We start from the raw sequence: 24,228 nt of genomic DNA, 5'->3' as shown, positions 1-24,228 counted from the left end.
TGATAAAACTAAACAAGCAGACTAAGCCTCTCTATCGATTCGAACTCACAATGCGAACGGACTGCTCACTGAGTATCTTCGCGATACAAAAAGAAAATATAAAGAACTTATTATGAACAACTTAAACGTGCTCAATAAATTAAAGACCAAGACACCTCTTCTTTCATTAGCTGCAATCAGCCTGGCACTTAGCGCACCCGCAATGGCCAACGACGCTGAACAACCTCGAATCATCAGTGCTGGTAGTGCCGTTACTGAATTGGTTTTGGCATTAGGTGCCGAAGAGCAGTTAGTCGCGATTGATGTGACCAGCCACTTCCCTCAAGGAGAAAACCTGCCAAAGATTGGTTATCACCGAAACCTGTCTGCTGAAGGTCTACTCGCCCTAGAGCCAACCACATTGATTGGCTCGGATGAAATGGGACCAGACAACGCTATCTCTCAATTAAAATCGGCAGGCGTCGATGTAGAGATTGTTAACACTGAAGCAAACGTGGAAGGGCTATTAAAGCGTATCGACCAAATCGCAAAGATCACCCATACCGAAGACCACTCGCAGCAAGTGAAAACCGATGTGAATCAAAAGATCGCAGCACTGAAAGCGAACCAAGTACCAAGCAACGAAGCGAAGAAAGTTCTATTCCTGTTGCTGCATGAAGGTCGCCCTGCCAACGTTGCTGGCGGTGAAACATCACCAAACGCAATCATCGAGTTAGCTGGCGGTATCAACCCTGCCGCTCAGAGCTTAACGTCTTACAAGCCACTTTCAATGGAATCACTCGTTGAGATGCAACCTGATGTCATTTTAGTAAGCGGCCGTAGTTATCAAAAAATGGGCGGCGCAGATGCCATCCTGAAATCACTGCCTATGCTAGCGGCAACGCCTGCAGGTATGAACAAGCAAATCATTACCGTAAATGGCAGTGCTTTGGTTGGCGGACTTGGCCTAGAAAGCCTCTCTGAAGCAAAGCGTCTAAACGCACTTATCTACCCGCTATAACTCAACCACCCTATTTCTGCTATCGCTAATTCGCTTCCCTCACCAACTGACTCACGCTGTTGTTGAAGGAGGTCGAAGTTAGCGATAGATATTGAGGCCCTTTATGTTGTTACGCTCCGTCCCACTGAAAACGTCGATGTTAGGCCTAGGTGCTACCCTAGCTTTTGTCGCGCTGTACTCGATCACTGTTGGGCCAATGAACATTAGCTTAGCGGACAGCGCCACAAGCTTAATTAAACCAAACAATGACTTAGCACCTCACATCAACTTAGTGATTCAAGAGATCCGCTTACCTAGAACCATCTTGTGCATGCTGATTGGTGCGATCCTCGCCTTGTGTGGTGCAGTGATGCAGGGTTTGTTTCGAAACCCACTTGCAGAACCGGGCATCATAGGTGTGTCTGCGGGCGCAGCATTAGGTGCTGCACTGGCTATCGTTTTGTTCTCTGAGCTATCGCTTCAATACCCTGCTTTCATGAACTTTGCTGCGGTTCCTGTGTTCGCTTTTCTTGGCGGCGCTTTAACCACGCTGCTGGTGTATAAGCTGGGTACAGGTAAATTCGGCACCTCTGTCACCATCATGTTGTTGGCGGGTGTGGCGATCAGTGCGCTCTCTGGCGCAGGTATTGGCTTCTTGAATTTCATTGCTGATGACCAAATGCTGCGCGATCTTTCATTGTGGTCGATGGGTTCATTGGCGGGCGCTAAGTGGTCAGGAATTTTGCTGGCAGCTGTCACGCTCGTTGGCTTGTTTGTTGTTTTCTACCGCCAAGCGATGTCTCTAAATGCTCTATTACTGGGCGAGTCAGAAGCGCAACACCTTGGTATCCCAGTTCAAAAGCTGAAACGAAAGCTGATTCTACTGACGGCTGCGGGCGTTGGTATCACAGTTAGCCTGTCTGGCATGATTGGTTTTATTGGATTGGTTATCCCACATTTAGGTCGCATGTTGGCAGGCCCTGACCACCGAGTTCTGTTGCCACTATCAGCGGTACTAGGCGCACTGCTGCTAACCGCCGCAGACATGTTCTCACGTGTGGTACTTGCTCCGGCAGAGCTACCTGTAGGTATTGTCACTGCGATTATCGGTGCCCCATTCTTCTTATATCTACTATTTCAACAGAAAGGGAGAATCCTTTAATGTTTCCTTCAGCTTTAAAAGCGACCGATATCGAAGTGAAGTTCGGCAGTAAAGTGATATTAGATGGCGTTTCTATTGAGATTGAAGCGGGAAAGGTAACTACACTGCTTGGACCAAATGGCGCAGGTAAAAGCACGCTGCTTAAAGCTTTATGCCAAGAGATATCAAGCAACGGCGATATCCAGTATTTTGGACACAGCAAAGACAAGTGGCCTTCTCACAAGTTAGCGAAGCACCTTGCTATGCTTCCTCAACACAGCACCTTGACCTTCCCATTCTTGGCACATGAAGTTGTCGAGCTTGGTGGGATTCCTCTGCAAGAATCCAACAAAAAACTAACTAGCATTGCTAGCCAAAAAATGGATGTTGCTGATGTGACTCACCTGAGTGAAAGACTTTATCCTTCGCTATCAGGCGGTGAAAAGCAGCGAGTGCACTTGGCTCGAGTGTTAACTCAGCTTCACCACTCTGGTGACCAATGTATTTTGATGCTTGATGAACCAACCTCTGCACTGGATCTTGCCCACCAGCACAACACCTTAAAGATTGCGAGAGAATTAGCCGATAACCACAATGCCGCGGTTATCGTGGTTTTGCATGATCTCAACTTAGCCGCGCAGTATTCCGATCGATTAGTGGTATTGAAAGATGGCAATTTGGTGTGTGATGGCAAGCCTTGGGATGCACTGAAACCTTCGATGATAGAAGATGTGTATGGTTACAAAAGTATCGTAGAAAAACACCCAACCATGAGCTTCCCTCAGGTTCACCCCGCACAATAAGTCCGATTAAGGAGCGACTCGTTTTGAGTATTCGTTCTTGATAACAATGACGTAATCCTAAGCCTCGATTTGTTCGGGGCTTTTTATTGGCTCACAGCCACTCTCTCGGCTTAAACTCAATTTTATTAACAACCACAACAGCAAGCACCAAAACGACTCACCTTGAGCATTTGAGGCTCTAGAAATGAACTCTACTTGTTAGGGTTACTTAGCTTTTAACACTGAAGAGAAAAACAAGCCGCGGGCGTAAGCATATAAAAAGAAAAGAAATAACATCATTCAGCAAACAGCAACATCGGTGTGGGATTGAGAGAAAAACGCACAAGAAGTGAAACGGCAGGCACAAAAAAAGCCCCCGCAGGAGCTTCTTTTATTGAGTGCTGATTATTGGCTCATACGAATCAATGATTTACCAATCAGCCACTCTAGTTCTTTACCGCTAGTATCGCCAAACTGAGTTTCAGTCAGCTTGTATAGACGATCAATACCGTTTGCAGCGAACTCATGCGCGCTCTCAGCAGTAACGATATGATGGAAAAGTAAACGTAAGATTGCTAGGAACTCAGCGTCTTCAAGTGCTGCAACCCAGCTAGCTGAAAATGCGTCAAGGCCATTTTCGAAGTCAATGTGTTCCACGAACATCTTGAAAATACGACCGTCTAGAGCAGCAGTAAAATCCGTTTTCTTTGGAAAGTGATGACTTATACCTGTACGAGAAACACCCGTTTGTTGACTCAACGTCGTGTATGACATCTTGTCGTAACCCAATCTTAGTAGCTGGTCTACAACGGCATCCATGATTTTCTGGATCGTGATTTCTGTATCTTCTTTACTACGCTTTGGCATATTCAGGCTCTTCTCTTTGTAAATCCATCTAACTCAATCAAATGAAGTCAGAATGAAAATCGTTATCAGCATTATGTGAGCAAGGTATTTTTTCGCAAGTATTTATAACTAAATTCACACAAATACTATGTACGAACAATTTTACAGTGATGCCTCTTTGGACACTTTGTCTAATTATTCTTCGAAAATCACCTTACAATCCTAAGTCGATAAGTTTAAATAACTACTTAGAATATGAAATACCCAACGAAAAATTCATTGTATAAATACCTATCAAGCGATAGATAGTCTTATAAAATCATTTCTGGCGCAACTAAGTGAATGATATTCTGACATATTAATAACATTCCTTTTCAACAAAACGTGAGGTAAATCACATACATATTTGGCGGCGCGAATATAGATATTCATCAAACACCTTAACAAACAACATAGCATACCAGTATAAATTAGTTCAAAGGTTTTAATTTTTGTAGATACAGTTCAAATTGCTCGTTAGAATAACCTCAGACTTTGTAAGAGGATTATTTATGAGCCAAGATATTGGTAACAACGATGTATGTGAGGCTTGCGGCTGTGCAGGCGAAATCGGGTTCATCATTAAAGAAGGCGACGATGTTGCTGAAGTAACGGTTTACGGAAACTCAAAAGCACTGATTGAAGCTGAGTTTGCTAAGTATGTTGAACTTGCTAAACAAGTGTCTAGCAACGTTGAGTTCGAAGCATCAGAGATGACTGAAGAAAGCACAGAGTTGCACGCTCGCTTTAAATTTGAAGTTAGCGCTGAGAAGATTATTTTTGAACTTAAGACTCGCTCTCTAGCGCGTTAATATAAGCATTTATATGCTTATTAAAAGACGAGTGAATTACTCGTCTTTTTTTAATTGAACCCAAGCCAGTGACCCATTTTGCTCAAAATCGTTTTCTGCAGCGCACTGAATCACTACGCCCCCCACCTCTAACACTGCCCCAATGCTATAAGCCTTGTCATCGTAATAACAAACTCGTTGCTGTTGACCGCCTTGTGTCACCACCACCGCAGCTTTACCGGGCGTTGAAATTACTTTGTTGGCACTCGCAGACATTGAGCCAAACACTGAAGCGGCTATCAGAAAGACCTTAATAATTCGTATATTTACTCTAATCATTAATTTACCTATCATCTTTGCTCCATTCCTCGTTAATCTACCGCCAAATGGGTAAAACACTATGCGAGATTAATTTTTCCATTATAGTGTAAGCGTCTATCGTAATAAGAAGCCTGTTATGCTCAGAATAATTGCACTTATTATTGGTTCCTTAACCATAACAAATGTCAGTGCTGAACCACTCGATCACTATCAAATATTGAACCATCTCGATAATTACGGAAACTTATATCTACGAAATAAGCCTTATAGATCACTTCCAACTGGCTTGGTGGTAGATGGTAATCTCAATATAGAGAATACTGCGATCACACGCCTACCCAAAGGGTTAGAAGTGAACGGCAGCCTTAAAGGCTCTAACAGCCAACTCGCTCGAGTCCCGAGCGGGGTTAAGATAAAAGGTTACGTCGACTTGATTGGCAGCCAAATCACCAGCTGGCCAAGAGGTGTAAGAGTGGGCGGCTTTATCAACCTCACCGACACTCCACTGGAAAGGCTACCGAATGGCTTTAGAGTAAAAGGCGATCTGAGCGTGATCCGCACTCCTTTAACCGAGTTACCCAACGGGATCGTGATTGACGGCGACCTTTATATAGGTGGTTCTGGGATTACAACATTCCCCGAGACCATGACAGTCAAAGGCAACATCTATCTGGGCGGCAACACCGTAACCAAATGGCCAACCAATCTAGATCTCGGTGGTGCAGTCGCTCGCTAATTCAGGCTAATGCTCTAATGCTCTAATGCTCTAATACGTTAATGCTCGATCGCAGCAACAAATGGTGATTCAGAAACAAAAAAGGAGCCCAAGGCTCCTTTTTCAATTCAATCAAGTTGCTAATCAACTAGCAAGCTAACTAACGCTCGTTAACCAATGTTCTTCACTGGGTTGGCGTAGCTATCGATCAAGTACTGACGTGCACCTTGTGGCAGGCTCGATAGTTTAGCTTCAAACTCTTGCTTAACGGCCGCTGTAATCGACTCATCTTCTTTTTCTGCTGCCAGCAAGTTTACTGGGAACAGTTTGTAGTTATCGTGGATCTGACGATCGATCTCTTCAGCAAGCGCTTCAGGCGTATCAAAATCTTGGTCGATAACCTGACCGAAACCAACGTGAACGCGTCCTTTATCACCGATGATGCCTTGAATGATACTTTCGATATCTTCAAACTCACCCTTTTCGTAACTGCCGTTTACGTCTTTTTCGAAAAGCTCTATCGCTTTAGCCGTGTCACATGGGTCGTTCTCGTAAGAAATAGCCACAGGAACAATCTTCAATGACTTCACGTATTCAGGGAAAGCAATTTTTTGCTTACGTCCTTCAACGTGGAACATTTTCAAAATTGCTGGCTCAGTAAAATCGTTACCGTCTTTCGCACGACCTTCCTTTTGAGCGATCCAGATTGAGTTGCCCGTTTCTAGAGAGTGTTTAATGTAAGAAGACAACTGCCCTAGCGCTTTCATCATCTCACGCGGTCCTTTCAAAGAACGCTTTACGATGAAGCTCTTGTTTAAACGCATCAATTCAGTCGCACATGGCTTTTTCAACAGGTTGTCTCCGATAGCGATACGACAAGTCTGATGATTATTTTGATGCAGAGCGTAATTTACTAACGCAGGATCCATAGCAATGTCACGATGGTTTGATACAAACAGATAAGCTTGGTTCGCATCCAGTGACTCGATACCAGTGTACGTCACACCGTTAGTGGTTTTCGCTAACGTGTCGCGTAAGTACTTTTTCACTTCAATCTGAATGGATTCAACGCTAGTCAGCTTGCTCCACTTCATTTTTAAGTACACACGCAAAATCGGGCTCATTAATGCTTTGAACCAAGACGCATGGTTTGAAAAACGGTAGTGCAAGATTGCACTGATAAATTCTTCATCATTAATAAGACGGTTTAGTGCCGCTGGAATTTCATCATCGCCGTAAGGACGAATATCAACATATGGATCGGTTGGAGAGGTCATTTTTTAATTCATATAATAAAAAGCTGGCTCATTCTACGCGTTGTTTTGACTTCTCGCAGCTACAGAGCCCATACTTTTGACAAGGTCAGACCAGAAACATTGAAAATCCCCTGTTATTGTTGGCATTCTTTAAGATTAACGGTAATCTTGACGCCCCAAAATTAAGGTACTATCTATGAACTTCGCTATTGAATATACATCGGCTTACTTTTCACACTTGGTGATCACACCACGCAAGAAAGTACTTAAACATAGCCTTGTATCGGTTCAAAGTGGCTTGGTTTTGATTAAGTTAGGCAAACAAGAGTATGCCGTTGAACCAGGACAAAGCGTCTGGATTCCTCACGACTGCCTAACGTCACTGACCTACTTTCCAAACACTCAGGTTAACCGTGTCGATTTTTCTGTTCGTTTGACGGATTCATTCCCAAGACAAGCGGGTTACATTACGCAAACCAACCTCTCTTCGGCACTACTAGAAAAACTAGAGCAAACCAAAGCTCGCGCTTCCAATGCCAATAATACGGAACAAGCGTTTAAAGATATGCTTTCTGTATTGAAGCAAGAAGTGTTGTCGTTTAAACCACTGCTTTGTGAAAGTGCTCTTTCTCAGCGATTCAATCAATGGAACATTGATGATTCAAACCTGCCACAAGAGCACACTCTGGTGATGGTGATGCGAGAAGCGAAGAAGCGCATGCAGTCAGGTCAAAAACGTTCACTTGTGATTGATGATCTGTTCTCAGGTAAAGAAGAAGAGTTCGAGCAACTGTGTATGCTTGTTTTTGGTGAAGATTTATAGCTTGCCGGAAAGTGAGTGCTGGTATTAAACTCGCAAGCCAGATACTAAAAAGCCGCAAAAACTGAGTTTTTGCGGCTTTTTTAATTCTTACTATTTAGACGTAGATAGCAATCTATCTGTGTATCTGCCTGTCTAAAATGGCAACTCAACCTGCATCATTAGGTCGGCGTCACGTGAGTCGTGCCAACGATAATCAAAGCGCATACGCGGCTGCCCTTCGACTTTCTCGCCAAAACCGATGCTGAGTTGAAGACCATGATTCATCAACCACTCCTCTGTAGACATATCATACTGCTCATCTTCAAGGTCTTCTGGAAACCACATACCCAAGCCAACATAGTTTGACTCAATGCTTTGTGTCAGCAATGGCGAGTCTTTGGTTTGAAGAACCCAGTCAGACCAATAGTCCGGTGTGCTTTCAGGTTCATCATCGCTCAGCCCACTGATTTCCATCATACGTTGGCCAAAAGACTCAATGCTGGTCGAGAAATCTAGACAATTGTCATCTTCATCAGAAGTCAGCATGATTGAATCTAAGCTAAAAAAATCACACTCAGCATACGCAGGCATACTACATGCTGCCATGATCAACGTCGCTGATATCGCGCTCTTTAGCATAGTCCTCTGACCTCTTGATTAGTGAACTTACATTATCTGATACAGTCCACTATCTTGCAACATCTTTGTAACTGACTTTGTACTCAGTTTTGCAACATCGCTTCCACTTATCAGTGCATTACGTATGTCTGTGCTGCGAATTTTCACTTTTTCAGGGCAAGCCATTACAGACCACCGCTCGGTAATATCATCTGATTTATAGAAAGATGAGAACTTAAAGAAGTTATCTGGGCCAATAACAAATGTCAGTTCAGCGTCACGATGTAACTTTTGGAGTTCACTGAGCACTGCATAAGTCGTGACGCTTTCACCTGGAGTAAATAGGCTCTTTTCGATCAAAGAAAGCTCCACTTGATCCAGTGAAAGATCGCTAATAAATGCGTTAACTAACTGACATCTCGTATCAAAGTCTAGCATCTCTTTTCCCCAAGCATGGGCAATACTTGGAACAAGTAGAATTTTGTCAAAGTGAGCCAACGAATCAATCACACTTTTGTGCCCTAAGCTCGGCGGATTAAACGCACTACCGAAAATGGCTATTTTTTCCATTATTTATTACTGCCTTCTCTTTCTAAGCTTGTGCAAAGAGGTTTTTAAATCGGATGATTTAGGTATGATAACACTAGATTTTTAATTTGCTTGCAGGAAAGGAATACGAATGGAACAGTTAATTCGTGACGAAATGCGCGTACTACCTTCAATTGACCCTCACTTCGAAGTGACTCGCCGTGTGGACTTTATCAAAACTAAACTTCAGCAGTCAGGCTGCAAGTCTCTGATCCTTGGTATCAGTGGCGGTGTAGACTCAACGACCTGTGGCCGTTTAGCACAAATGGCCGTTGATAGCCTGAATGAAAGCGCTGGTAGCGACAACTACCAATTCATCGCCGTTCGCCTACCATATGGTGAGCAAAAAGATGAAGACGAAGCGCAACTTGCGCTGTCTTTCATTCAGCCTTCTCAATCTGTTTCTGTAAACATTAAAGCGGGTGTTGATGGGCTTCACGCTGCATCTCACGTTGCTCTAGAAGGCACAGGCTTGCTACCAACAGATTCAGCTAAAATCGACTTTGTGAAAGGCAATGTGAAAGCTCGCGCTCGCATGATCGCACAATACGAAATTGCAGGTTACGTTGGCGGCCTTGTAATCGGTACTGACCACTCAGCGGAAAACATCACTGGCTTCTACACCAAGCACGGTGACGGCGCATGTGATTTAGCACCGCTGTTCGGCCTGAACAAACGTCAAGTTCGTGAACTAGCAGCAACACTGGGCGCTCCAGAGCTACTGGTTAAGAAAGTACCAACTGCTGATCTAGAAGAGCTTGACCCACAGAAAGCCGATGAAGCAGCATTGAACCTTTCTTACGATCAGATCGATGATTTCCTTGAAGGCAAAGCCGTTTCTCAAGACGTATCCGATCGTTTAGTGAGTATCTACAAAGCAACACAGCACAAGCGTCAACCTATCCCAACGATCTACGATTAATTAGTTTTTGAATTAGTCTCAGAATCAAAAAGGCCGGAAGCTCATTCACGAACTTCCGGCCTTTTCTATTTAGTGCTTTTCCTTTTGACCGAACGCGTCGTTAATCAACAACTTCGATATCGGTTTGAGGCACACTACAACACGCCAGTATCTGACCCATATTACGTTCATGTTCTTGCAATGCAGGCACATCCGGTTGGTGAACTTGCCCTGACTCAAGGGTCACTTTACAAGCGCCACAGAAACCAGCACGGCAACTTGAAGCGATAGACACACCCGCCGACTCAGCTTGCTCTAGCAGGGTTGATTGGTTATTACCTTCAAACAGGTAGCCGTTCACACTTAACTGCAGCTGCTTCACCGCCTCTTCGGTAGACTGAGCAACACCAAACGCTTCTTGATGATAATGTTGAGGGTTAAGCCCCATTTGAATCAGTAGTTTCTTGGCATTGTCCATAAAGCCGTCAGGGCCACACACGAACGCTTGACGCTTGTGTAGCTCTTCAATTTTAGCGACATGCGACACGCTTAGACGCCCAGACAAACCATCCCACTCTTTGGTTGGTTGGCTTAATGAATAGATCACACGAAGACCCGCGTGCTCACTGGCGATCTTATCAATCTCAGCTTGATAAGGGATATCTTCTTCGCTGCTGCATTGATGATAGAAAACCACATCATCAATTTGACCATGGTCTGCCAAGTAACGAAGCATCGACAACATAGGGGTAATGCCGCTGCCTGCAGACAACAGCAGTAATGGGTGAGTTGGATTCGCTTCTAAGTAGAACGCACCATCTGGGTTTTGAGCAACTAGCGTATCGCCCACTTGGAAATGATCATTCAACCAATTAGAGATCTGGCCATCGTCCACTCGCTTCACTGAAATCGCTAAACGACCCGCTCGTGAAGGGCTAGAAGATAACGTGTAACGACGAGAAAACTTCTCGCCATCAATCACCATCTCAATCGGTAAATGTTGCCCTGGCTGATAGCTTGGTAATGAATGGTTCTCTTTCGCTGGCTCTAGCCAAAAGGTTGTGAAGTCGCGAGCGATCTCTTCACGCTCGACGCAAGTTAAGTGCAGTGATTCTACCCAAGTGTCTTCGTAGTGCTCTTTCTCTTTGGTTTCAAGTACCTCAACCACATCACCCGCTTTCACCAGACCTTCATTTTTCGCCACTAGATTCTGGCCAAAGAAGACACCACCACGCTCGTTGGCTCTGAATGTAGAGAAGGTATTAAGCGGCTCTTTTGTTGATCTAAATTCGCCACTCTCAACATCGACTGTCGTCAGGATACAGCGCTCACAAGGCTTCACCGCTTCGAATTCAACCTCACCAATTCGGATACGCTTCCAGCCGTCTTCGGCAAAGGCTTCTGTATTTGAAACAACAAAGTTAGTGCGGAACTGATCCATTGAATGAACTTCAGGGCTGCGGCGATTGAGCTCATCTAGAGAGGCTTGGCTAATCACCAACATTGGATAGCCGTCAGCGAAACTGACATTCTGACCAAGCTTTTCTCGAACACGATTGGATTGCTCACCACAGAACAGCAGTTCTACGCGAACACCAAGCACATCGCTGAACCAATCATCCGCCTCGTCGTTGGTGGTATACGCAGTGAAGCTATCTTTCCACACCGTTGCAGGCGCTTCTTGCATCTTGAAGTTTGCATATTTCAGACGCAGCGGCTCTTTACCTTCATAAGTAAAAATCAAGCCGTCTGGCTGCAAGCTAGAAGACACCTTGACCATTTTAGGGTACTTACGCGCCGTCACCATTGATCCGTCAGCCAACGCCAACATAAAACGTCTGTCGAAGGTAAGGCCCTGTTTTTCGACCCAAGCAGAAGAGAGTGCAATCCCACCTACTGATTTAACCGGAAACACGTTGATTTGAGATAAGGAAGGAGCTTGCTCTGAAGCCTTTCGATCTATAGGTGACTGCGACATAACGATTCCAATGTTTTGTTGTTTGTCCCAATGCTAACAAATGGTTATAAATAGATAAACTGGCAGGCATTAAACACTTGATACTAAGCTAGTATCTTGAGATGTTTAGCTTTCTATCTTGATACATTAAGGCAGCAATGCAGTAACACTCTCCATACGTTCTATAATGTGAACACGGTTATCGCATTGAACTTTCATTGAATAAAAAGGATTTATCATGAACAAACTCGTCATTATCATCTTATGTGTACTACTTCCGCCTGTTGGCGTGTTCTTCGCTCGTGGCGCAGGTAAAGACCTATTGATTAACATCATCCTGACTTTCTTCTTCTGGGTGCCAGGGATGATCCATGGACTCTGGGTGGCGACTCGCTAACCCGTATCCAAAAATAAATACTGAATTAAAACGGCATAAAAACAAGCTCCTAGCCCTGAAGAGTTAAAAATAGGATGAAATGAAAGTGCTTTTCCACTATCATCCTGTCGCCTAAACGTAAGCGATTGCTTTCACAGATTTCGCCGAGTTTAGGCTCCAACTACATAACACTTCAAATGGTGGGAGCCTTCAATGACACAACTTACGATTACTCGTCCTGACGACTGGCACGTTCATCTACGCGATGGCGAAGTATTAAAAGATACAGTGCGCGATATCAGCCGCTACAATGGTCGAGCGTTAATCATGCCAAACACCATCCCACCGGTAACCGATACCGAAATGGCTTTAGCTTACCGTGAGCGCATCATGGCAGAGCAGCCAAGCGAGCAATTCCAGCCTCTGATGGCACTTTACCTAACAGACAACACAACACCTGATGAAATTCGTAAAGCGAAAGAATCTGGCGCTGTTGTAGCAGCGAAGCTATACCCTGCTGGCGCAACAACAAACTCTGATTCAGGCGTAACTTCTGCTAAGAACATCTACCACGTACTAGAAGCAATGCAGGAAGTTGGCATGCTACTTTTGGTACACGGTGAAGTAACGACTCACGATGTTGATATCTTTGACCGTGAGAAGCAGTTCCTGGACACAGTACTTGCACCGATTGTGAACGACTTCCCTAACCTGAAGATTGTTCTAGAGCACATCACAACTGCAGATGCTGCGACTTTCGTGAAGAACGCGAACGACAACGTTGCTGCGACTATCACCGCTCACCACCTGCTTTACAACCGCAACCACATGTTGGTTGGCGGCATTAAGCCACACTTCTACTGCTTACCAATCCTTAAACGTAACACTCACCAATTAGCGCTTATCGAAGCGGCAACAAGCGGCAGCAAGAAGTTCTTCTTGGGTACAGACTCAGCACCACACGCGAAAGGCGCTAAAGAATCAGCATGTGGTTGTGCGGGTTCTTACACTGCGCACGCTGCAGTAGAGCTGTACACAGAAGTATTCGAGCTAGAAGGTAAGCTTGAGAACCTAGAAGGTTTCGCGAGCCACAATGGCCCTGACTTCTACGGTATCCCACGTAACACAGACACCATCACTCTAGTAAAAGAAGAGTGGAATGTATCTGAGACAATGCCTTTCGGTTCAGACATTGTTGTGCCCATCCGTGGCGGCGAGGCGATTGCTTGGTCTGTAAAATAAGCACTTGGGCTGTTAAATAAACACCCTCCATTTAGCGAAAAGGGTCACCATAGTAATTATGGTGACCCTTTTTTGTTTCGATGAAAGACTGTCTTATTCCCAGCAGTAATTTAACGATTACTTACCGCGAATTTTTCCGATAGCAGTCCAAATAGCAACGACAATCAATCCAGATAAAACCCCAATCACACCATTTAATAGCGTTGGTACCACCGCAGTCGCAATCGTATGTCCACTGAAGTCCATAATAATCGGTTCAATTAAGTGATGAATTGCTGGAACGTTGTGTACCACAATACCGCCGCCAACCAAGAACATCGCAGCCGTGCCGACAACCGCAAGCATCTTCATTAGCTTTGGTGCAAATGCGACTAACCCATTACCCAATCGGGTTTTAATGGCACTCCCATTTGATGTGCGTTGGAGATAGAAACCTAAATCATCCAGCTTAACGATCCCTGCCACTAAGCCATAAACACCAATCGTCATCACAACCGCTATCAAACTCACCACAAGAATCTGAGTCACGATACTTGTACCCGTTACGGTACCCAGCGCAATTACAATGATTTCCGCAGATAAGATAAAGTCAGTCCGAATCGCGCCTGCTACCTTTCTCTTCTCATACTCTTCAACAGATTCACCCGAGCTGCTTTCCTCATCTTTCTCTTCGTGTTGATGAGCATGAGGAAAAAGCTTTTCTAAGATTTTCTCTGCCCCTTCAAAACAAAGAAACAGACCACCAATCACCAGTAGTGGCATGATCAACCAAGGAATGAATGCACTGATCAATAGTGCTGCCGGAACCAAAATCAGCTTGTTTTTAAATGAGCCTTTGGCGACCGCCCATACCACTGGGATTTCTCTTTCAGCAGAAACACCGGATACCTGCTGGGCGTTAAGGGCTAAATCGTCACCTAATACGCCTGCGGTTTTTTTAGCGGCTACCTTAGACATCAATGCGACATCATCCAACACGGTTGCAATGTCATCTAGCAGTGTTAGTAAACTTGCTCCAGCCATTTTGTTGTCTCTTTATAAAGAATTGAACCATCAATAAAATGTAACACCATCAATTCACTCATCAAAGTTATGAGTCTGTAAAAAATAAAGTCACAAGTTGTGTTTTCTATTGCTGTCTCTGTTAGACAGGAATAATCTGTCTTAATCTTTCACGAACATAAAAGAAAAAGTATTGATGAAAAGTGAATCTACCTACCCGATTGGTAAGCCAGGGCAAAAATGGCAACAAGCAGAACGTGAAGCATGGTTAGCTCAACGAACGGTTAAGCGTGAATACCAGCAAGAAGTTGTACCAAAGATTAAAGCACTTGCAGACCGCTTTGACATCGAACAATACGGCGCACTGAGCTACGACGAAGCTCGCTTCCCACTCTTCGCTATCAAGAGCAAAAACTGGGACGAGTCAAAGCCGACGATTCTGGTAACAGGTGGTGTTCACGGTTACGAAACCAGTGGCGTGCATGGCGCGATCAAATTCGCTGCGACTCAAGCAGAAAAATACACGGCGCACTTCAACATTGTTGTCGCACCTTGTGTGAGCCCTTGGGGCTACGAAGTGATCAACCGCTGGAATCCAAATGCTGTTGATCCAAACCGCTCTTTCTACGACGGTACGCCAGCAGAAGAATCAGCAAACCTACGAGCTCTAGTAGCGTCTCTGCCAGAAGTATTGGTTCACGTTGACCTGCATGAGACGACTGACTCTGATGAAACTGAATTCCGACCTGCACTCGCAGCTCGTGATGGCATTGAGTACATCGAAGGTATGATCCCAGACGGTTTCTACACTGTTGGCGATACTGAAAACCCACAACCTGAATTCCAAGCTGCTGTCATCGCTTCAGTTGAAAAAGTAACCCACATTGCGCCTGCGGATGACGAAGGCAAGATCATTGGTTCAAACGTCACTCAACACGGCGTGATCAACTACCCAATGAAGAAGCTTGGCTTATGTGGCGGCGTGACTGACTGTAAGTACGGTACAACCACAGAGGTTTACCCAGACAGTGACAAAGTAACAGACGAAGAGTGTAACGATGCTCAAGTTGCTGCTGTTGTTGGTGCTTTGGATTACGTTATTCAGCACGAATTGAACGCGTAAGCGTAAACCCGCTCATAGCTAGAACCGGGCACCTAGACTAATAACTAAGAGCCAAGAACTAAAAGAGCCACAAGTGATGATTCACTTGTGGCTCTTTTTTATCTGGTCTCTGATTTCTTCCTAGGCATAAAAAACTCTCTTGCACCAAGTACAAGAGAGCTTTGAATCATGCTGAGTAAAGTAAATCTCTATCTAGCGACTTACTTAATTCACGATTTATTTTGTAGTTTGAGTTACGGTTTCTTGCCCTTTACCGACTTCTGTCAGTAGGCCTTTCAACAAGCTCACACAACCAATCAAAAGAATGATCGTAAACGGCAGTGCTGCAATAATCGTAATAGATTGCAGAGCTTGGATTGATTGAGTACCACCAATCCACAGCATCACCATCGCGATAGCACCTGAGATAACCGCCCAAACGACTTTCTGTTTCACTGGCACTTCTAATTTACCACCCGCCGTCATGCCATCGATAACGATAGAACCTGAGTCCAACGTTGTAACGAAGAACACGATGATCAGCGCGACTGCGAGAACAGACAGAATGCTACCGAACGAGTAAGCATCTAGCATGTAAAACAAGCTTAGAGATACGTCTGTAATGCCTTGGTCGAGGCCAAGTTGCCCCACCTGATTAATCACTTGCTCGATAGCTACGCCACCGAAGATAGACATCCAAGCTGAAGTCACCAATGTTGGGATAATCAATACGCAAAGTAGGAATTCACGAACCGTACGGCCTTTAGAAATACGCGCTACGAACATACCGAAGAAAGGTGCATACGCTACCCACCATGCCCAGTAGAACACAGTCCAACCATGCAGCCATGTTGTGTCTTCACGACCCGCACTTTGGCTCAAAGCTACGATATTTTTCACATAGCCCGTTGCCGCCGTTGCCATTGAATCAAGCACAGTTGTGAAGTTCAATACAGCGATAAGACCAAGGAATATGAATGCAATAACCATGTTCAGGTTACTTAGGAACTTAACACCACCGTCCATACCACGTAGTACAGAGATGATCGCCAAGCCCATGATCAGAACGATGATAGATTGCTGAAGGAAGATGTTGTTTTCCAAGCCGAACACGTGGCTAATACCACTTGCTGCTTGTGTACCACCTAAGCCCAATGAAGTCGCAAGGCCAAACAGAGTAACCAGTACGGTTAGTACATCGATTACATCACCAGTTTTGCCCCACACACGCTCACCCAGAATTGGGTAAAACACAGAACGCATTGATAGCGGTAAGCCTTTGTTATAAACAAAGTACGCCAGACAAAGCGCCGTCATGCCATAGATAGCCCATGCATGAAAACCCCAGTGGAATACGGTTGCGCCTAGCGCCAGTTCACGACCAGCGGCTGTGAAAGGTTCTGCGTCTAATGGCGTTCCGAACCAGTTAGTGAAGAACGCAGTTGGCTCTGCAACACCCCAGAAGATAAGTCCAATACCCATACCTGCTGCGAATAACATCGCAATCCAAGATGACATTGAATAGTCCGCCGTCGCGTCTTCGCCACCTAAACGGATTTTACCCAACGGTGAAAAAGCAAGAACAACAGCAAACGCTAGCATGATGTTAGCTCCCCACATAAACAGGAAGTCAAACTTTGATAGAACAGCACCCTTAATAGAATCAATTGCAGCTTTAGCATCTGCAGGAGGAAGAGCAAGAAGAGTGATGATGAAGAGAAGAGATAAGCCAACTGAGGCTACGAAAACTGTGTTATGGACATCCATGCCCCATTTACTGACGTTGTCTTGACCAACTTGATAGTCAGTAGAATCAATACTGTACTTTTTTGATTTAAAACTCATAAATTATGATGTTCGCATATCCGATTCAACGAATATAAGGACGCTCTCCATATCCAACTACTACTTGATTGGCTCGCCGCATCGCCTAAATAAAAGGCAATAAAAATCACAATAGTTAGTGATAAATGGACTTACTGGCTCAATCCCAAGGCGCGTATTATAGCACAGCTCAAAGCATTTTGACTGAGATTTCGCTCAATAGTCGCCCAAGCCACCGTTGACAATGATAGTTAACCTAATAAAAACAGAATAAAACAAAAGAACAAAATTATTTAAATACAACAACTTAAATCAAAACCACACACTGTAACGTCACATCCAAAATTTCTGCATATAATTTTGATAATCGCCCAATTTACTTATAGCTCTAATAAAAAAGCCCCGCTATAGGGGCGGGGAAAGTTACCAAAGGTAAAAGAGAAATCAGTGCTCAAATGTCAGTGCTGCGTCTCACAGATCAGCACTGCACATTTCAAAGACAGTTCGTTAGATTGCGAAGCAAAAACCTAGGTTATAGTCTTCACCATTTTTCGCCGTGAACTCTTTGTCTTCACTTGATGCATTCGGGCGGCCACTTTCATCGCCTTTTACTAAGCTCACCCAGTGACGGATGCCAGAAGAACGGCTCGCCTCAGTTTGACCAAACGTGGTGCACGTCTCTAATTGGATATCTTGAATATCAACCAACTCCAGGCGGCCAGTGCCTTTACGAGCACCGATTGTCACTTCAACGTGCGTACCGCTTTCATCACGGAATAGGATTGCTGAAGGCTTAGATTTATCACCTGTGTAAGCCACAAAGTGTTTAGCGCGTTTCAAACCTGTGTGTTCACCGTTTTTGAAATAAACCTGAACGTGTCGGTAGTCAATCTCGTAGCTCACTACATCTTCGTGAGAACCAGACTCGAGAGGAAATAGAGTATCAAGCAACTGTTTCGCCATTTTTTGTTTTTCGAGTTGCTTGTCTGCTTTCACCATTTCGACGGCAAAGACAGCTTCAGCAATAAATGTTGAATGGTTTCTGTGAAGTTCTGTTTTGTCTAGTGTCAGCATATTCATAGTCTATCCCTCGTACGGCTTTAAATTTCATTTAGGTCAAACATCCCAATAGACCCTTTTCAAAATTGTTCTTTACTGTGTGGTTTCCATGTTTTTCATACTACTGTTATTTTTGAAACAATTTCACAACAAAAATTACACAGTGTGAATTTTACTAAATTGCTTTTTTACACAAACCGGCATTTCGAGCCCCCAGCCCTTTATTTAACTGGGTTGAGGGTTCCGTAGAAACGCGTTTACGTGTTGTTTGAATTTGTGTAATAACCCACCCCAACCAACTTATTGTCGATAACTCGATAGTAAGTGTGCTTAGTTTCCACTTTGCTCGACAGCGGATTTAACCATCGATAGGTGTAAACGCCACGACCATTTTCTTTGGCTAGATTTAACATCTCAGTGAGAATCGGTTTATCGTCAGGACTTAGAATCTCGCTGTGCGAACGCCCAACTAGCTCAGGAGAGACCCCATGCGCCAGCAACTTTCCAGAGCTCATATCCATCACAAACACATACAAATCCCCTTCTACAAAGCTGCCATCGGCATCATTAAACTCATTTAGGCTCTCTTGTTCTGACTCCACTATCGCGGTCATCGCTCTCGCCAGTAAATTCTTTGCTTCGGCCGCACTGGAACGTTCAGGGTAATAACCGACAGCGACAATCACATCACCCACACGTTCAAAGAAAGTCGTTTTCGGCTCACCCATTCGATCGGTCGGATTGGTCCAGTGATACTTCACTTCACCAAAACCCTTGTGGACCGCTTTGGTGATCATTTCACGGAAAAAAGGATTGCCGTAAACGTCTTGGGTATCCAACACACTGTCGCCTACCAGGACCATGGAAGAGCCGCCACTGGCAAGGAATTGGCCATCAATACCAAGAGCAAACACATAGAGCTCACCGTCTATATATTCGGCATCACTCATGAAGTCTTTCACGCTGTCGTCACCTTCTTTTTGAACGTGCACCACCGCTTTCGCAAGCAAGGTTTTAGCTCTTCTTTCAGCGTCACTGACCACATGTGGCTCAGAAATATCGAGCACATTGACTGGCTTAATCTCTTTCTCGACTTCTGAATGCTCTGCACGCAATCCAATGCCGCTGACCACAGCAAACAAGGCGCAGCCAATAAGGATTATTCTGGATAGATTCATCGTTGTGTCTCCTAATAGCCGACTAAGGACGGTAGCCAAAGCGTGATTTGTGGGAAGAAAGCGATAACGAAAACGCCCACGACAGATGCAAGTACAAAGGGATGGATCTTCGCGGTGATCTGCTCAACCGTAGAGCCACCAATCCCCGAGGCGACAAAGATATTTTCCCCAAGCGGCGGCGTTGCAAAACCTATCGATAAGGTACACACCACCACGATGCCCACGTGAGTTGGATCAGCGCCCAGCATGTACATGATTGGCAGTAACACTGGCACGATGATCATGATCGCCGCTAAGGTTTCCATAAACATGCCGATGAACAACAACAAGGTAATGGTTAGCGCCCACACCATGTACATGTTGTCGGTAAAACTGAGTAATGATTCAGCCACGACAACCGGGATCTTTTGCTCGATCAACAAGCGTCCAAATACTGTTGCTGCAAAGAGGATCAACAACACACGTCCGGTGATCCATGTCGTGGTCGATAGAGATTTCATCACACTTTTGAACGACAATTCGCGGTGAATAAATACACCCACAAACAACGAATAGAATATCGCTACAACCGCAGATTCTGTTGGTGTGAACATGCCGCTGTAGATACCGCCAAGAATCAAGAACGGCGCTAATATCGACCATAAACCGCGGCGCAAGTAGTGCCTTACATCGCCAAACGACCAGGTTTCAGTCAACCCTTTATAGCCTTCTCGCTTAGCAATGAAGTAGTTGGTTACCACCAGCGTCGAAGCCATGATGAAGCCCGGTACAACCCCAGCAACAAACAGTTTTGGAATAGACAAAGAAGCAAACTGGCCGTGTTGAGCAATGGCTTCCGGTGGCGCCATTAAGCCCATTGCGGAGATACCAAAGATAACCAAGGGAATGGATGGTGGGATGATAATGCCCAAGCCACCAGATGCAGCAGTAACTGCCGATGCGTAGCTCTTATCGTAGTCACGCTTGACCATCGCAGGCACCATTAGCATGCCTACCGCAGCGGTGGTTGCAGGGCCTGAACCCGAGATAGCACCAAAGAAAAGACACGCCATTACCGTTGCTGCGCCAAGGCCACCTGTTACGGGACCCGCTAAGCTTTCGGCGATATCCACCAGACGTTTGGAGATACCCGCCGCCTCCATTAATGCACCCGCAAGAACAAAGGCTGGCAGGGCCATTAGCGGGAAGTTACCCACCGAGGTAAACGCGATTTGTACTAAAGCGATGGGATTTTTGTCGAGCAACATATAGGCCGCCATCGAAGCGCCAGCCAGTGATACTGTGATTGGTGCGCCCAGAATTAACAGCGTTAAAAAGCCACCAAATAAAATTAGAGTTAAATAGGATTCCATTATTACATCTCTCTATTACGACTATTCTCTGTGATGACTATTGCGCTGACTTTTGTGCCGTCATTTTGCGCAGCTCTTTGACTTCTGGATCTTCGTTGGTTGCGCCTTTGAATAAACGCTCATAGTTGTTCCAGATAATTCGAATCATCATCAGTGAAAACGCGATAGGTAAAATCATGTAGAAGTACTTCATCGGGATACCTGTAGTCTGAGACTTCCAAAACAGATTCATTTTGTTGAACACGAAGTCGTAGCTGAGGTAAACGAAGTAGCCGTTGAAACAGAGCCATAAGAAGTCAGCGATGGTTTCACTCACGGTCTGCACGATTGGCGGAAAGAATTTAAAGTGAAAGCTCACTCGGTTGTGCGCCGACATCTTGGCCGCAACAACAGCCCCTAGATAGGCAAACCAAACGAACATGTAAGTAGCGACCTCATCCCCCCAAGGGATAGAGTAATCAAAGAACTGACGAGTAAGGATTTGTGTAAACAGCAATAGGACAAAGCTTGCGAGCAGCAGACAACAGGTATATTCCTCAATGTTGTTTAGGTGCGTTTTTATTGTTTTAGCGACTGACATATAACCTCCAATGTTGATTTCCACATGACAACCAGTCGCTCACGGTCCTAAAAAGATCAGGTACAGAACAGATCAACGAGTACAGCCATGTAAATGCCCTATCTCACTGTTCTATAGCTAGGTGATTAAGTAGCGCAGAACAGCAGATAGGGCGAATCTAATCGTTACTTTCTACCTAGTAACTCAAGAACGTCGTCTAGCTTGTCTTTGCCTCCAATACTTGAGTAGAACTTAGGCCAAACTGACTTAGTCACCTTGCTGATCCACTCTTGCTCGTTGTCTGCTGGGTCTGTGAATACCATGCCTTTCGCTTGTAGCTCTTCACGGATCTTGTTTTCCGTATTTTCTAGATAAGCAAAACTGTGCTCTGTCGCTTCCTGACCTGCTTCAAGAATGATTTTTTGCATTTCAGGAGTCTGTTGTTGGAAGACCGTTTCACTCACAATTAGAGGTTCCAAAGAGAAAATGTAGCGAATGTTGGTCACGTACTTTTGTACTTCGTTGAATTTCATCGCGTGGACTGTGATGTAAGGGTTATCTTGACCATCTACCACACCTTGTTGCAGGCCAGTGAAAGTCTCAGACCACGCCATTGGTGTTGGGTTTACACCCCATGCTTGGTAAGACGCGATCATGATTTCGTTACGAGGAACACGAATCACTAGACCTTTTAGATCTTCTGGTGAAGCAACAGGCTTTTTCGAGTTAGTCAAAACCCTAAAGCCAGAATAAGCCCAACCTACGATGCGAACACCAGCATCACGAATCGTGTTATCAACTAAATCTTGGCCTACTTGACCTTGAGTCAGTAGCACTGCTTCTTCTGCGCTTTGAATCACGTAAGGCATGGTCAATAGACCAACGGTTGGAGAGAAAGGCGTCACGTTGTTGATCGCCAGTACAGAGAAGTCGAGAAGACCAATTGCCGCATCATTGACGGTATCTTGCTCATTGCCTAATTGGCCGTTCGGGAACAGATCGATTTTCACTTTACCGTCTGTTTTTTGCTCCATCAGTTCAGAGAATGAGGTCGCTAATTCCCACTGCGTACCACCAGCAGCATCGCCGATAGCCATTTTAAAATTCGCTGCTGCCGCGGTATGAGATAACACCGTTGTTGCTACAATAGTGACACCAGCAATAATTTTATTTTTAATCAATTTCATAGTCTTAACCTTTCCTATCATACAGACTTCCTGCCTGTACTTTGCTCACAAGGTGACCTGGTACAACTTTCCTGGTCGTAATTCTATTTCCCTATTTTGGAAACAATGTTCGGGTAGTTACAGCCTTTCATCCTTTAACGAATACCACTGATAAAGGAACCGCTGCCCCATTCTTCGAAACGGTGCAAACATCTCTGATTCCACCACTTCCCTCACGTTGGGGAACGGAAGTTTTGATTCAAATATTGGTAGGTCGAGCTTGTGACCTTCGCCTGCTATCCACTGAGCAAGGCGCTTACCTGCTTGAGCGGAATACATCACACCATTGCCGCCATACCCTAGTGCGTAGAATATGGATTGCTTTGGATTCGGCTGATAGATTCTTGGCATCATGTCGTGGCTAACATCAACCCAACCCCACCATGAATAATCGATTTTGATCTGATCGAGAGAAGGGAATTTTCGGGTTAAATCCGCTCTCAACATATCTTCGTATTTCTTTTCAGGTGCATTCTTGCCACTGATGGCACTGCGTGTACCTATCTGCACTCGGTTATCGGGTAACAAACGGTAGTAATGACGCAGAATTCTAGTATCAGTAATCACCTGATTGGTTTTGAAGTTACACGCGGCGATTTCGTCTTGAGTTAACGGACGCGTCACCATTGAGTTAGAAAGTACGGGTAATAGGCGATTCTTAAGCTCTGAATGCAAACCTTGACTGGTGTAACCACCGGTACAAACACCAACAGAACGAGCCTTAACCACACCACCTGGTGTTTTTAAGTAGTGCACACCGTTGCGTGTTTCCCAACCCATCACAGGGCTTGCTGGGTGAACTTTTACGCCGAGTGCTCTCGCCTTTCTTAGATAACCAAACGCCAGTTTCCCTGCATGGATGCCAATGCCTTCTGGTTCGTGCATTGCGCCTGCCGCTTCTTGATCACCAACGTAATCACGTTTTACGGTTTCCGCATCTAAGATCTGCGCATCGTAATCGAACGTGTCACGCAGCAACTTGGCTTCTTTTTCAAGTGTTGCCATCACTTTGGGACGATGGGCAACGTATAAGTGGCCGCCCGGCTGTGGGTCACAATCAATGTCTTTGATCAGAGACTTAAAGGTGTTCATACCATCGACGCATTCGCGGTGCATTTTCAGTGCGGTTTCGAGTCCCCAGCGTTCAATCCACTGAGAACGCTTCAAACGTCCTGACGCACACTGAGCCTGGCCACCATTTCGGGTACTGCAACCCCAACTCATACGGTTAGCTTCAATCACAGTCGCTTTAATGCCATACATTTCAGCAAGGTGTATCGCGGTGCTTAGGCCTGTGTAGCCTGAACCGATTATCGCCACATCGACATCCATATCCGATGTAATTGGACCATCATCTTCAGGTGGCGCGCCTGCGGTATCTACCCAATAAGTCGGGGCGTATTCCTTACCGTGACCTGGGCTCTTGTCTTTAAGTGGATCGTATTTTGGATCGTATCTTTCTTTTGCTTGGGTACTTTCTTGTGCTTGGGTGCTTGTCACCTTTGGCGGCACATCGGCTGCCGGTTGTTCCATTACTAAACTCATAATTCGACTCTCCTAGTCATAACACGT

General features: G+C 45.0%; 24 protein-coding genes. 10 read left to right on the top strand and 14 right to left on the bottom strand.

What is annotated here, in order from left to right:
- Window positions 1-112 precede the first annotated feature (112 nt).
- From AB4154_RS20120 to AB4154_RS20110, 3 genes are all read left to right on the top strand, one after another.
- Complete coding sequence (locus AB4154_RS20120; RefSeq protein WP_017062757.1) at window positions 113-1,000, top strand: hemin ABC transporter substrate-binding protein; 888 nt, start codon at window positions 113-115, stop codon at window positions 998-1,000.
- Window positions 1,001-1,103: 103 nt separating this feature from the next.
- Complete coding sequence (locus AB4154_RS20115) at window positions 1,104-2,141, top strand: FecCD family ABC transporter permease (RefSeq protein ID WP_372123941.1); 1,038 nt, start codon at window positions 1,104-1,106, stop codon at window positions 2,139-2,141.
- Window positions 2,141-2,923 carry a heme ABC transporter ATP-binding protein gene (locus tag AB4154_RS20110; RefSeq protein ID WP_050620596.1) on the top strand — a complete coding sequence of 261 codons (783 nt, stop codon included), beginning with the start codon at window positions 2,141-2,143 and terminating at the stop codon, window positions 2,921-2,923. Before AB4154_RS20115 ends, AB4154_RS20110 begins: the two co-directional genes overlap by 1 nt.
- Window positions 2,924-3,307: 384 nt before the next feature.
- Here the strand turns inward: AB4154_RS20110 and AB4154_RS20105 are convergent, their stop codons facing one another.
- Window positions 3,308-3,769 (bottom strand): TetR/AcrR family transcriptional regulator, encoded by a 462-nt coding sequence (locus tag AB4154_RS20105; protein WP_017062760.1) that lies wholly within the window; start codon window positions 3,767-3,769, stop codon window positions 3,308-3,310.
- Window positions 3,770-4,299: 530 nt separating this feature from the next.
- On the opposite strand from AB4154_RS20105, the gene AB4154_RS20100 reads away from it, so the two are divergent.
- The gene (locus AB4154_RS20100; RefSeq protein WP_017062761.1) at window positions 4,300-4,599 is read left to right on the top strand and encodes a YfcZ/YiiS family protein; all 300 of its coding nucleotides are present in this window, start codon (window positions 4,300-4,302) and stop codon (window positions 4,597-4,599) included.
- 36 nt (window positions 4,600-4,635) lie between these two features.
- Here AB4154_RS20100 and AB4154_RS20095 read toward each other — a convergent pair whose 3' ends face one another.
- Window positions 4,636-4,932, bottom strand: coding sequence for a YnjH family protein (locus tag AB4154_RS20095; protein ID WP_017067955.1), 297 nt, complete (start codon window positions 4,930-4,932; stop codon window positions 4,636-4,638).
- 103 nt (window positions 4,933-5,035) lie between these two features.
- On the opposite strand from AB4154_RS20095, the gene AB4154_RS20090 reads away from it, so the two are divergent.
- Complete coding sequence (locus AB4154_RS20090) at window positions 5,036-5,635, top strand: hypothetical protein (RefSeq protein WP_065583700.1); 600 nt, start codon at window positions 5,036-5,038, stop codon at window positions 5,633-5,635.
- Between the two features lie 149 nt (window positions 5,636-5,784).
- On the opposite strand, the gene AB4154_RS20085 is transcribed toward AB4154_RS20090, so the two are convergent.
- Complete coding sequence (locus AB4154_RS20085; RefSeq protein ID WP_017062764.1) at window positions 5,785-6,891, bottom strand: 1-acyl-sn-glycerol-3-phosphate acyltransferase; 1,107 nt, start codon at window positions 6,889-6,891, stop codon at window positions 5,785-5,787.
- Window positions 6,892-7,066: 175 nt separating this feature from the next.
- On the opposite strand from AB4154_RS20085, the gene AB4154_RS20080 reads away from it, so the two are divergent.
- Complete coding sequence (locus tag AB4154_RS20080) at window positions 7,067-7,693, top strand: hypothetical protein (protein ID WP_017067957.1); 627 nt, start codon at window positions 7,067-7,069, stop codon at window positions 7,691-7,693.
- 132 nt (window positions 7,694-7,825) lie between these two features.
- Here AB4154_RS20080 and AB4154_RS20075 read toward each other — a convergent pair whose 3' ends face one another.
- Window positions 7,826-8,311 (bottom strand): hypothetical protein, encoded by a 486-nt coding sequence (locus AB4154_RS20075; protein WP_372123939.1) that lies wholly within the window; start codon window positions 8,309-8,311, stop codon window positions 7,826-7,828.
- 27 nt (window positions 8,312-8,338) lie between these two features.
- Window positions 8,339-8,860 carry a nicotinate-nicotinamide nucleotide adenylyltransferase gene (locus AB4154_RS20070; protein ID WP_102535294.1) on the bottom strand — a complete coding sequence of 174 codons (522 nt, stop codon included), beginning with the start codon at window positions 8,858-8,860 and terminating at the stop codon, window positions 8,339-8,341.
- A gap of 109 nt (window positions 8,861-8,969) precedes the next feature.
- Between AB4154_RS20070 and nadE the strand changes: the two genes are divergently transcribed.
- Window positions 8,970-9,800 (top strand): ammonia-dependent NAD(+) synthetase, encoded by an 831-nt coding sequence (nadE, locus tag AB4154_RS20065; RefSeq protein WP_065681642.1) that lies wholly within the window; start codon window positions 8,970-8,972, stop codon window positions 9,798-9,800.
- 100 nt (window positions 9,801-9,900) lie between these two features.
- Here the strand turns inward: nadE and AB4154_RS20060 are convergent, their stop codons facing one another.
- Window positions 9,901-11,757: an MOSC N-terminal beta barrel domain-containing protein gene (locus tag AB4154_RS20060; RefSeq protein ID WP_372123937.1), complete on the bottom strand. Its 1,857-nt coding sequence runs from the start codon at window positions 11,755-11,757 to the stop codon at window positions 9,901-9,903.
- A gap of 217 nt (window positions 11,758-11,974) precedes the next feature.
- Between AB4154_RS20060 and AB4154_RS20055 the strand changes: the two genes are divergently transcribed.
- Window positions 11,975-12,133: a YqaE/Pmp3 family membrane protein gene (locus tag AB4154_RS20055; RefSeq protein WP_004731890.1), complete on the top strand. Its 159-nt coding sequence runs from the start codon at window positions 11,975-11,977 to the stop codon at window positions 12,131-12,133.
- A 192-nt stretch (window positions 12,134-12,325) separates the two neighbouring features.
- Complete coding sequence (gene pyrC / locus AB4154_RS20050; protein WP_017070686.1) at window positions 12,326-13,354, top strand: dihydroorotase; 1,029 nt, start codon at window positions 12,326-12,328, stop codon at window positions 13,352-13,354.
- 117 nt (window positions 13,355-13,471) lie between these two features.
- Here the strand turns inward: pyrC and AB4154_RS20045 are convergent, their stop codons facing one another.
- Window positions 13,472-14,377 (bottom strand): DUF808 domain-containing protein, encoded by a 906-nt coding sequence (locus AB4154_RS20045; protein ID WP_017064295.1) that lies wholly within the window; start codon window positions 14,375-14,377, stop codon window positions 13,472-13,474.
- A 175-nt stretch (window positions 14,378-14,552) separates the two neighbouring features.
- On the opposite strand from AB4154_RS20045, the gene AB4154_RS20040 reads away from it, so the two are divergent.
- Complete coding sequence (locus AB4154_RS20040; protein ID WP_372123935.1) at window positions 14,553-15,479, top strand: M14 family metallocarboxypeptidase; 927 nt, start codon at window positions 14,553-14,555, stop codon at window positions 15,477-15,479.
- A gap of 216 nt (window positions 15,480-15,695) precedes the next feature.
- On the opposite strand, the gene AB4154_RS20035 is transcribed toward AB4154_RS20040, so the two are convergent.
- The 7 genes from AB4154_RS20035 to AB4154_RS20005 all read right to left on the bottom strand — a co-directional run bounded on the left by AB4154_RS20035 (window position 15,696) and on the right by AB4154_RS20005 (window position 24,201).
- Complete coding sequence (locus AB4154_RS20035) at window positions 15,696-17,303, bottom strand: BCCT family transporter (RefSeq protein ID WP_017064293.1); 1,608 nt, start codon at window positions 17,301-17,303, stop codon at window positions 15,696-15,698.
- A gap of 486 nt (window positions 17,304-17,789) precedes the next feature.
- Window positions 17,790-18,362 carry a malate synthase gene (locus tag AB4154_RS20030; protein ID WP_017059967.1) on the bottom strand — a complete coding sequence of 191 codons (573 nt, stop codon included), beginning with the start codon at window positions 18,360-18,362 and terminating at the stop codon, window positions 17,790-17,792.
- Window positions 18,363-18,598: 236 nt separating this feature from the next.
- Window positions 18,599-19,519: a cache domain-containing protein gene (locus tag AB4154_RS20025; RefSeq protein WP_136974685.1), complete on the bottom strand. Its 921-nt coding sequence runs from the start codon at window positions 19,517-19,519 to the stop codon at window positions 18,599-18,601.
- A gap of 11 nt (window positions 19,520-19,530) precedes the next feature.
- Window positions 19,531-20,871, bottom strand: coding sequence for a TRAP transporter large permease (locus tag AB4154_RS20020; RefSeq protein ID WP_017064290.1), 1,341 nt, complete (start codon window positions 20,869-20,871; stop codon window positions 19,531-19,533).
- Window positions 20,872-20,908: 37 nt separating this feature from the next.
- Entirely contained in the window at window positions 20,909-21,451 is a 543-nt protein-coding gene (locus AB4154_RS20015; RefSeq protein WP_017059970.1) for a TRAP transporter small permease, read from the bottom strand.
- A gap of 164 nt (window positions 21,452-21,615) precedes the next feature.
- Window positions 21,616-22,617, bottom strand: coding sequence for a TRAP transporter substrate-binding protein (locus AB4154_RS20010; RefSeq protein ID WP_136974686.1), 1,002 nt, complete (start codon window positions 22,615-22,617; stop codon window positions 21,616-21,618).
- A gap of 117 nt (window positions 22,618-22,734) precedes the next feature.
- A complete protein-coding gene (locus AB4154_RS20005) occupies window positions 22,735-24,201 on the bottom strand; it encodes an NAD(P)/FAD-dependent oxidoreductase (RefSeq protein WP_372123933.1) in 1,467 nt (488 codons plus the stop codon).
- Window positions 24,202-24,228: the final 27 nt, after the last annotated feature.

Source organism: Vibrio sp. 10N.286.51.B11 (assembly GCF_041469245.1).
In the GTDB taxonomy this organism is placed as follows: Bacteria; Pseudomonadota; Gammaproteobacteria; order Enterobacterales; family Vibrionaceae; genus Vibrio; species Vibrio crassostreae_C.
The sequence above is the reverse complement of the archived record's forward strand: the minus strand, read 5'-3'. Positions and strand labels throughout refer to the sequence as shown.

What these genes read in the sequence shown, in the direction of transcription:
- AB4154_RS20080 (WP_017067957.1), top strand. Translation starts at nt 7,067, where the DNA reads ATGAACTTCGCTATTGAATATACATCGGCTTACTTTTCACACTTGGTG.
- AB4154_RS20015 (WP_017059970.1), bottom strand. Translation starts at nt 21,451, where the DNA reads ATGTCAGTCGCTAAAACAATAAAAACGCACCTAAACAACATTGAGGAA.
- AB4154_RS20045 (WP_017064295.1), bottom strand. Translation starts at nt 14,377, where the DNA reads ATGGCTGGAGCAAGTTTACTAACACTGCTAGATGACATTGCAACCGTG.
- nadE (WP_065681642.1), top strand. Translation starts at nt 8,970, where the DNA reads ATGGAACAGTTAATTCGTGACGAAATGCGCGTACTACCTTCAATTGAC.
- AB4154_RS20040 (WP_372123935.1), top strand. Translation starts at nt 14,553, where the DNA reads ATGAAAAGTGAATCTACCTACCCGATTGGTAAGCCAGGGCAAAAATGG.
- AB4154_RS20025 (WP_136974685.1), bottom strand. Translation starts at nt 19,519, where the DNA reads ATGAATCTATCCAGAATAATCCTTATTGGCTGCGCCTTGTTTGCTGTG.
- AB4154_RS20055 (WP_004731890.1), top strand. Translation starts at nt 11,975, where the DNA reads ATGAACAAACTCGTCATTATCATCTTATGTGTACTACTTCCGCCTGTT.
- AB4154_RS20075 (WP_372123939.1), bottom strand. Translation starts at nt 8,311, where the DNA reads ATGCTAAAGAGCGCGATATCAGCGACGTTGATCATGGCAGCATGTAGT.
- AB4154_RS20035 (WP_017064293.1), bottom strand. Translation starts at nt 17,303, where the DNA reads ATGAGTTTTAAATCAAAAAAGTACAGTATTGATTCTACTGACTATCAA.
- pyrC (WP_017070686.1), top strand. Translation starts at nt 12,326, where the DNA reads ATGACACAACTTACGATTACTCGTCCTGACGACTGGCACGTTCATCTA.
- AB4154_RS20010 (WP_136974686.1), bottom strand. Translation starts at nt 22,617, where the DNA reads ATGAAATTGATTAAAAATAAAATTATTGCTGGTGTCACTATTGTAGCA.
- AB4154_RS20090 (WP_065583700.1), top strand. Translation starts at nt 5,036, where the DNA reads ATGCTCAGAATAATTGCACTTATTATTGGTTCCTTAACCATAACAAAT.
- AB4154_RS20110 (WP_050620596.1), top strand. Translation starts at nt 2,141, where the DNA reads ATGTTTCCTTCAGCTTTAAAAGCGACCGATATCGAAGTGAAGTTCGGC.
- AB4154_RS20005 (WP_372123933.1), bottom strand. Translation starts at nt 24,201, where the DNA reads ATGAGTTTAGTAATGGAACAACCGGCAGCCGATGTGCCGCCAAAGGTG.
- AB4154_RS20060 (WP_372123937.1), bottom strand. Translation starts at nt 11,757, where the DNA reads ATGTCGCAGTCACCTATAGATCGAAAGGCTTCAGAGCAAGCTCCTTCC.
- AB4154_RS20070 (WP_102535294.1), bottom strand. Translation starts at nt 8,860, where the DNA reads ATGGAAAAAATAGCCATTTTCGGTAGTGCGTTTAATCCGCCGAGCTTA.
- AB4154_RS20120 (WP_017062757.1), top strand. Translation starts at nt 113, where the DNA reads ATGAACAACTTAAACGTGCTCAATAAATTAAAGACCAAGACACCTCTT.
- AB4154_RS20030 (WP_017059967.1), bottom strand. Translation starts at nt 18,362, where the DNA reads ATGAATATGCTGACACTAGACAAAACAGAACTTCACAGAAACCATTCA.
- AB4154_RS20095 (WP_017067955.1), bottom strand. Translation starts at nt 4,932, where the DNA reads ATGATAGGTAAATTAATGATTAGAGTAAATATACGAATTATTAAGGTC.
- AB4154_RS20105 (WP_017062760.1), bottom strand. Translation starts at nt 3,769, where the DNA reads ATGCCAAAGCGTAGTAAAGAAGATACAGAAATCACGATCCAGAAAATC.
- AB4154_RS20085 (WP_017062764.1), bottom strand. Translation starts at nt 6,891, where the DNA reads ATGACCTCTCCAACCGATCCATATGTTGATATTCGTCCTTACGGCGAT.
- AB4154_RS20020 (WP_017064290.1), bottom strand. Translation starts at nt 20,871, where the DNA reads ATGGAATCCTATTTAACTCTAATTTTATTTGGTGGCTTTTTAACGCTG.
- AB4154_RS20115 (WP_372123941.1), top strand. Translation starts at nt 1,104, where the DNA reads ATGTTGTTACGCTCCGTCCCACTGAAAACGTCGATGTTAGGCCTAGGT.
- AB4154_RS20100 (WP_017062761.1), top strand. Translation starts at nt 4,300, where the DNA reads ATGAGCCAAGATATTGGTAACAACGATGTATGTGAGGCTTGCGGCTGT.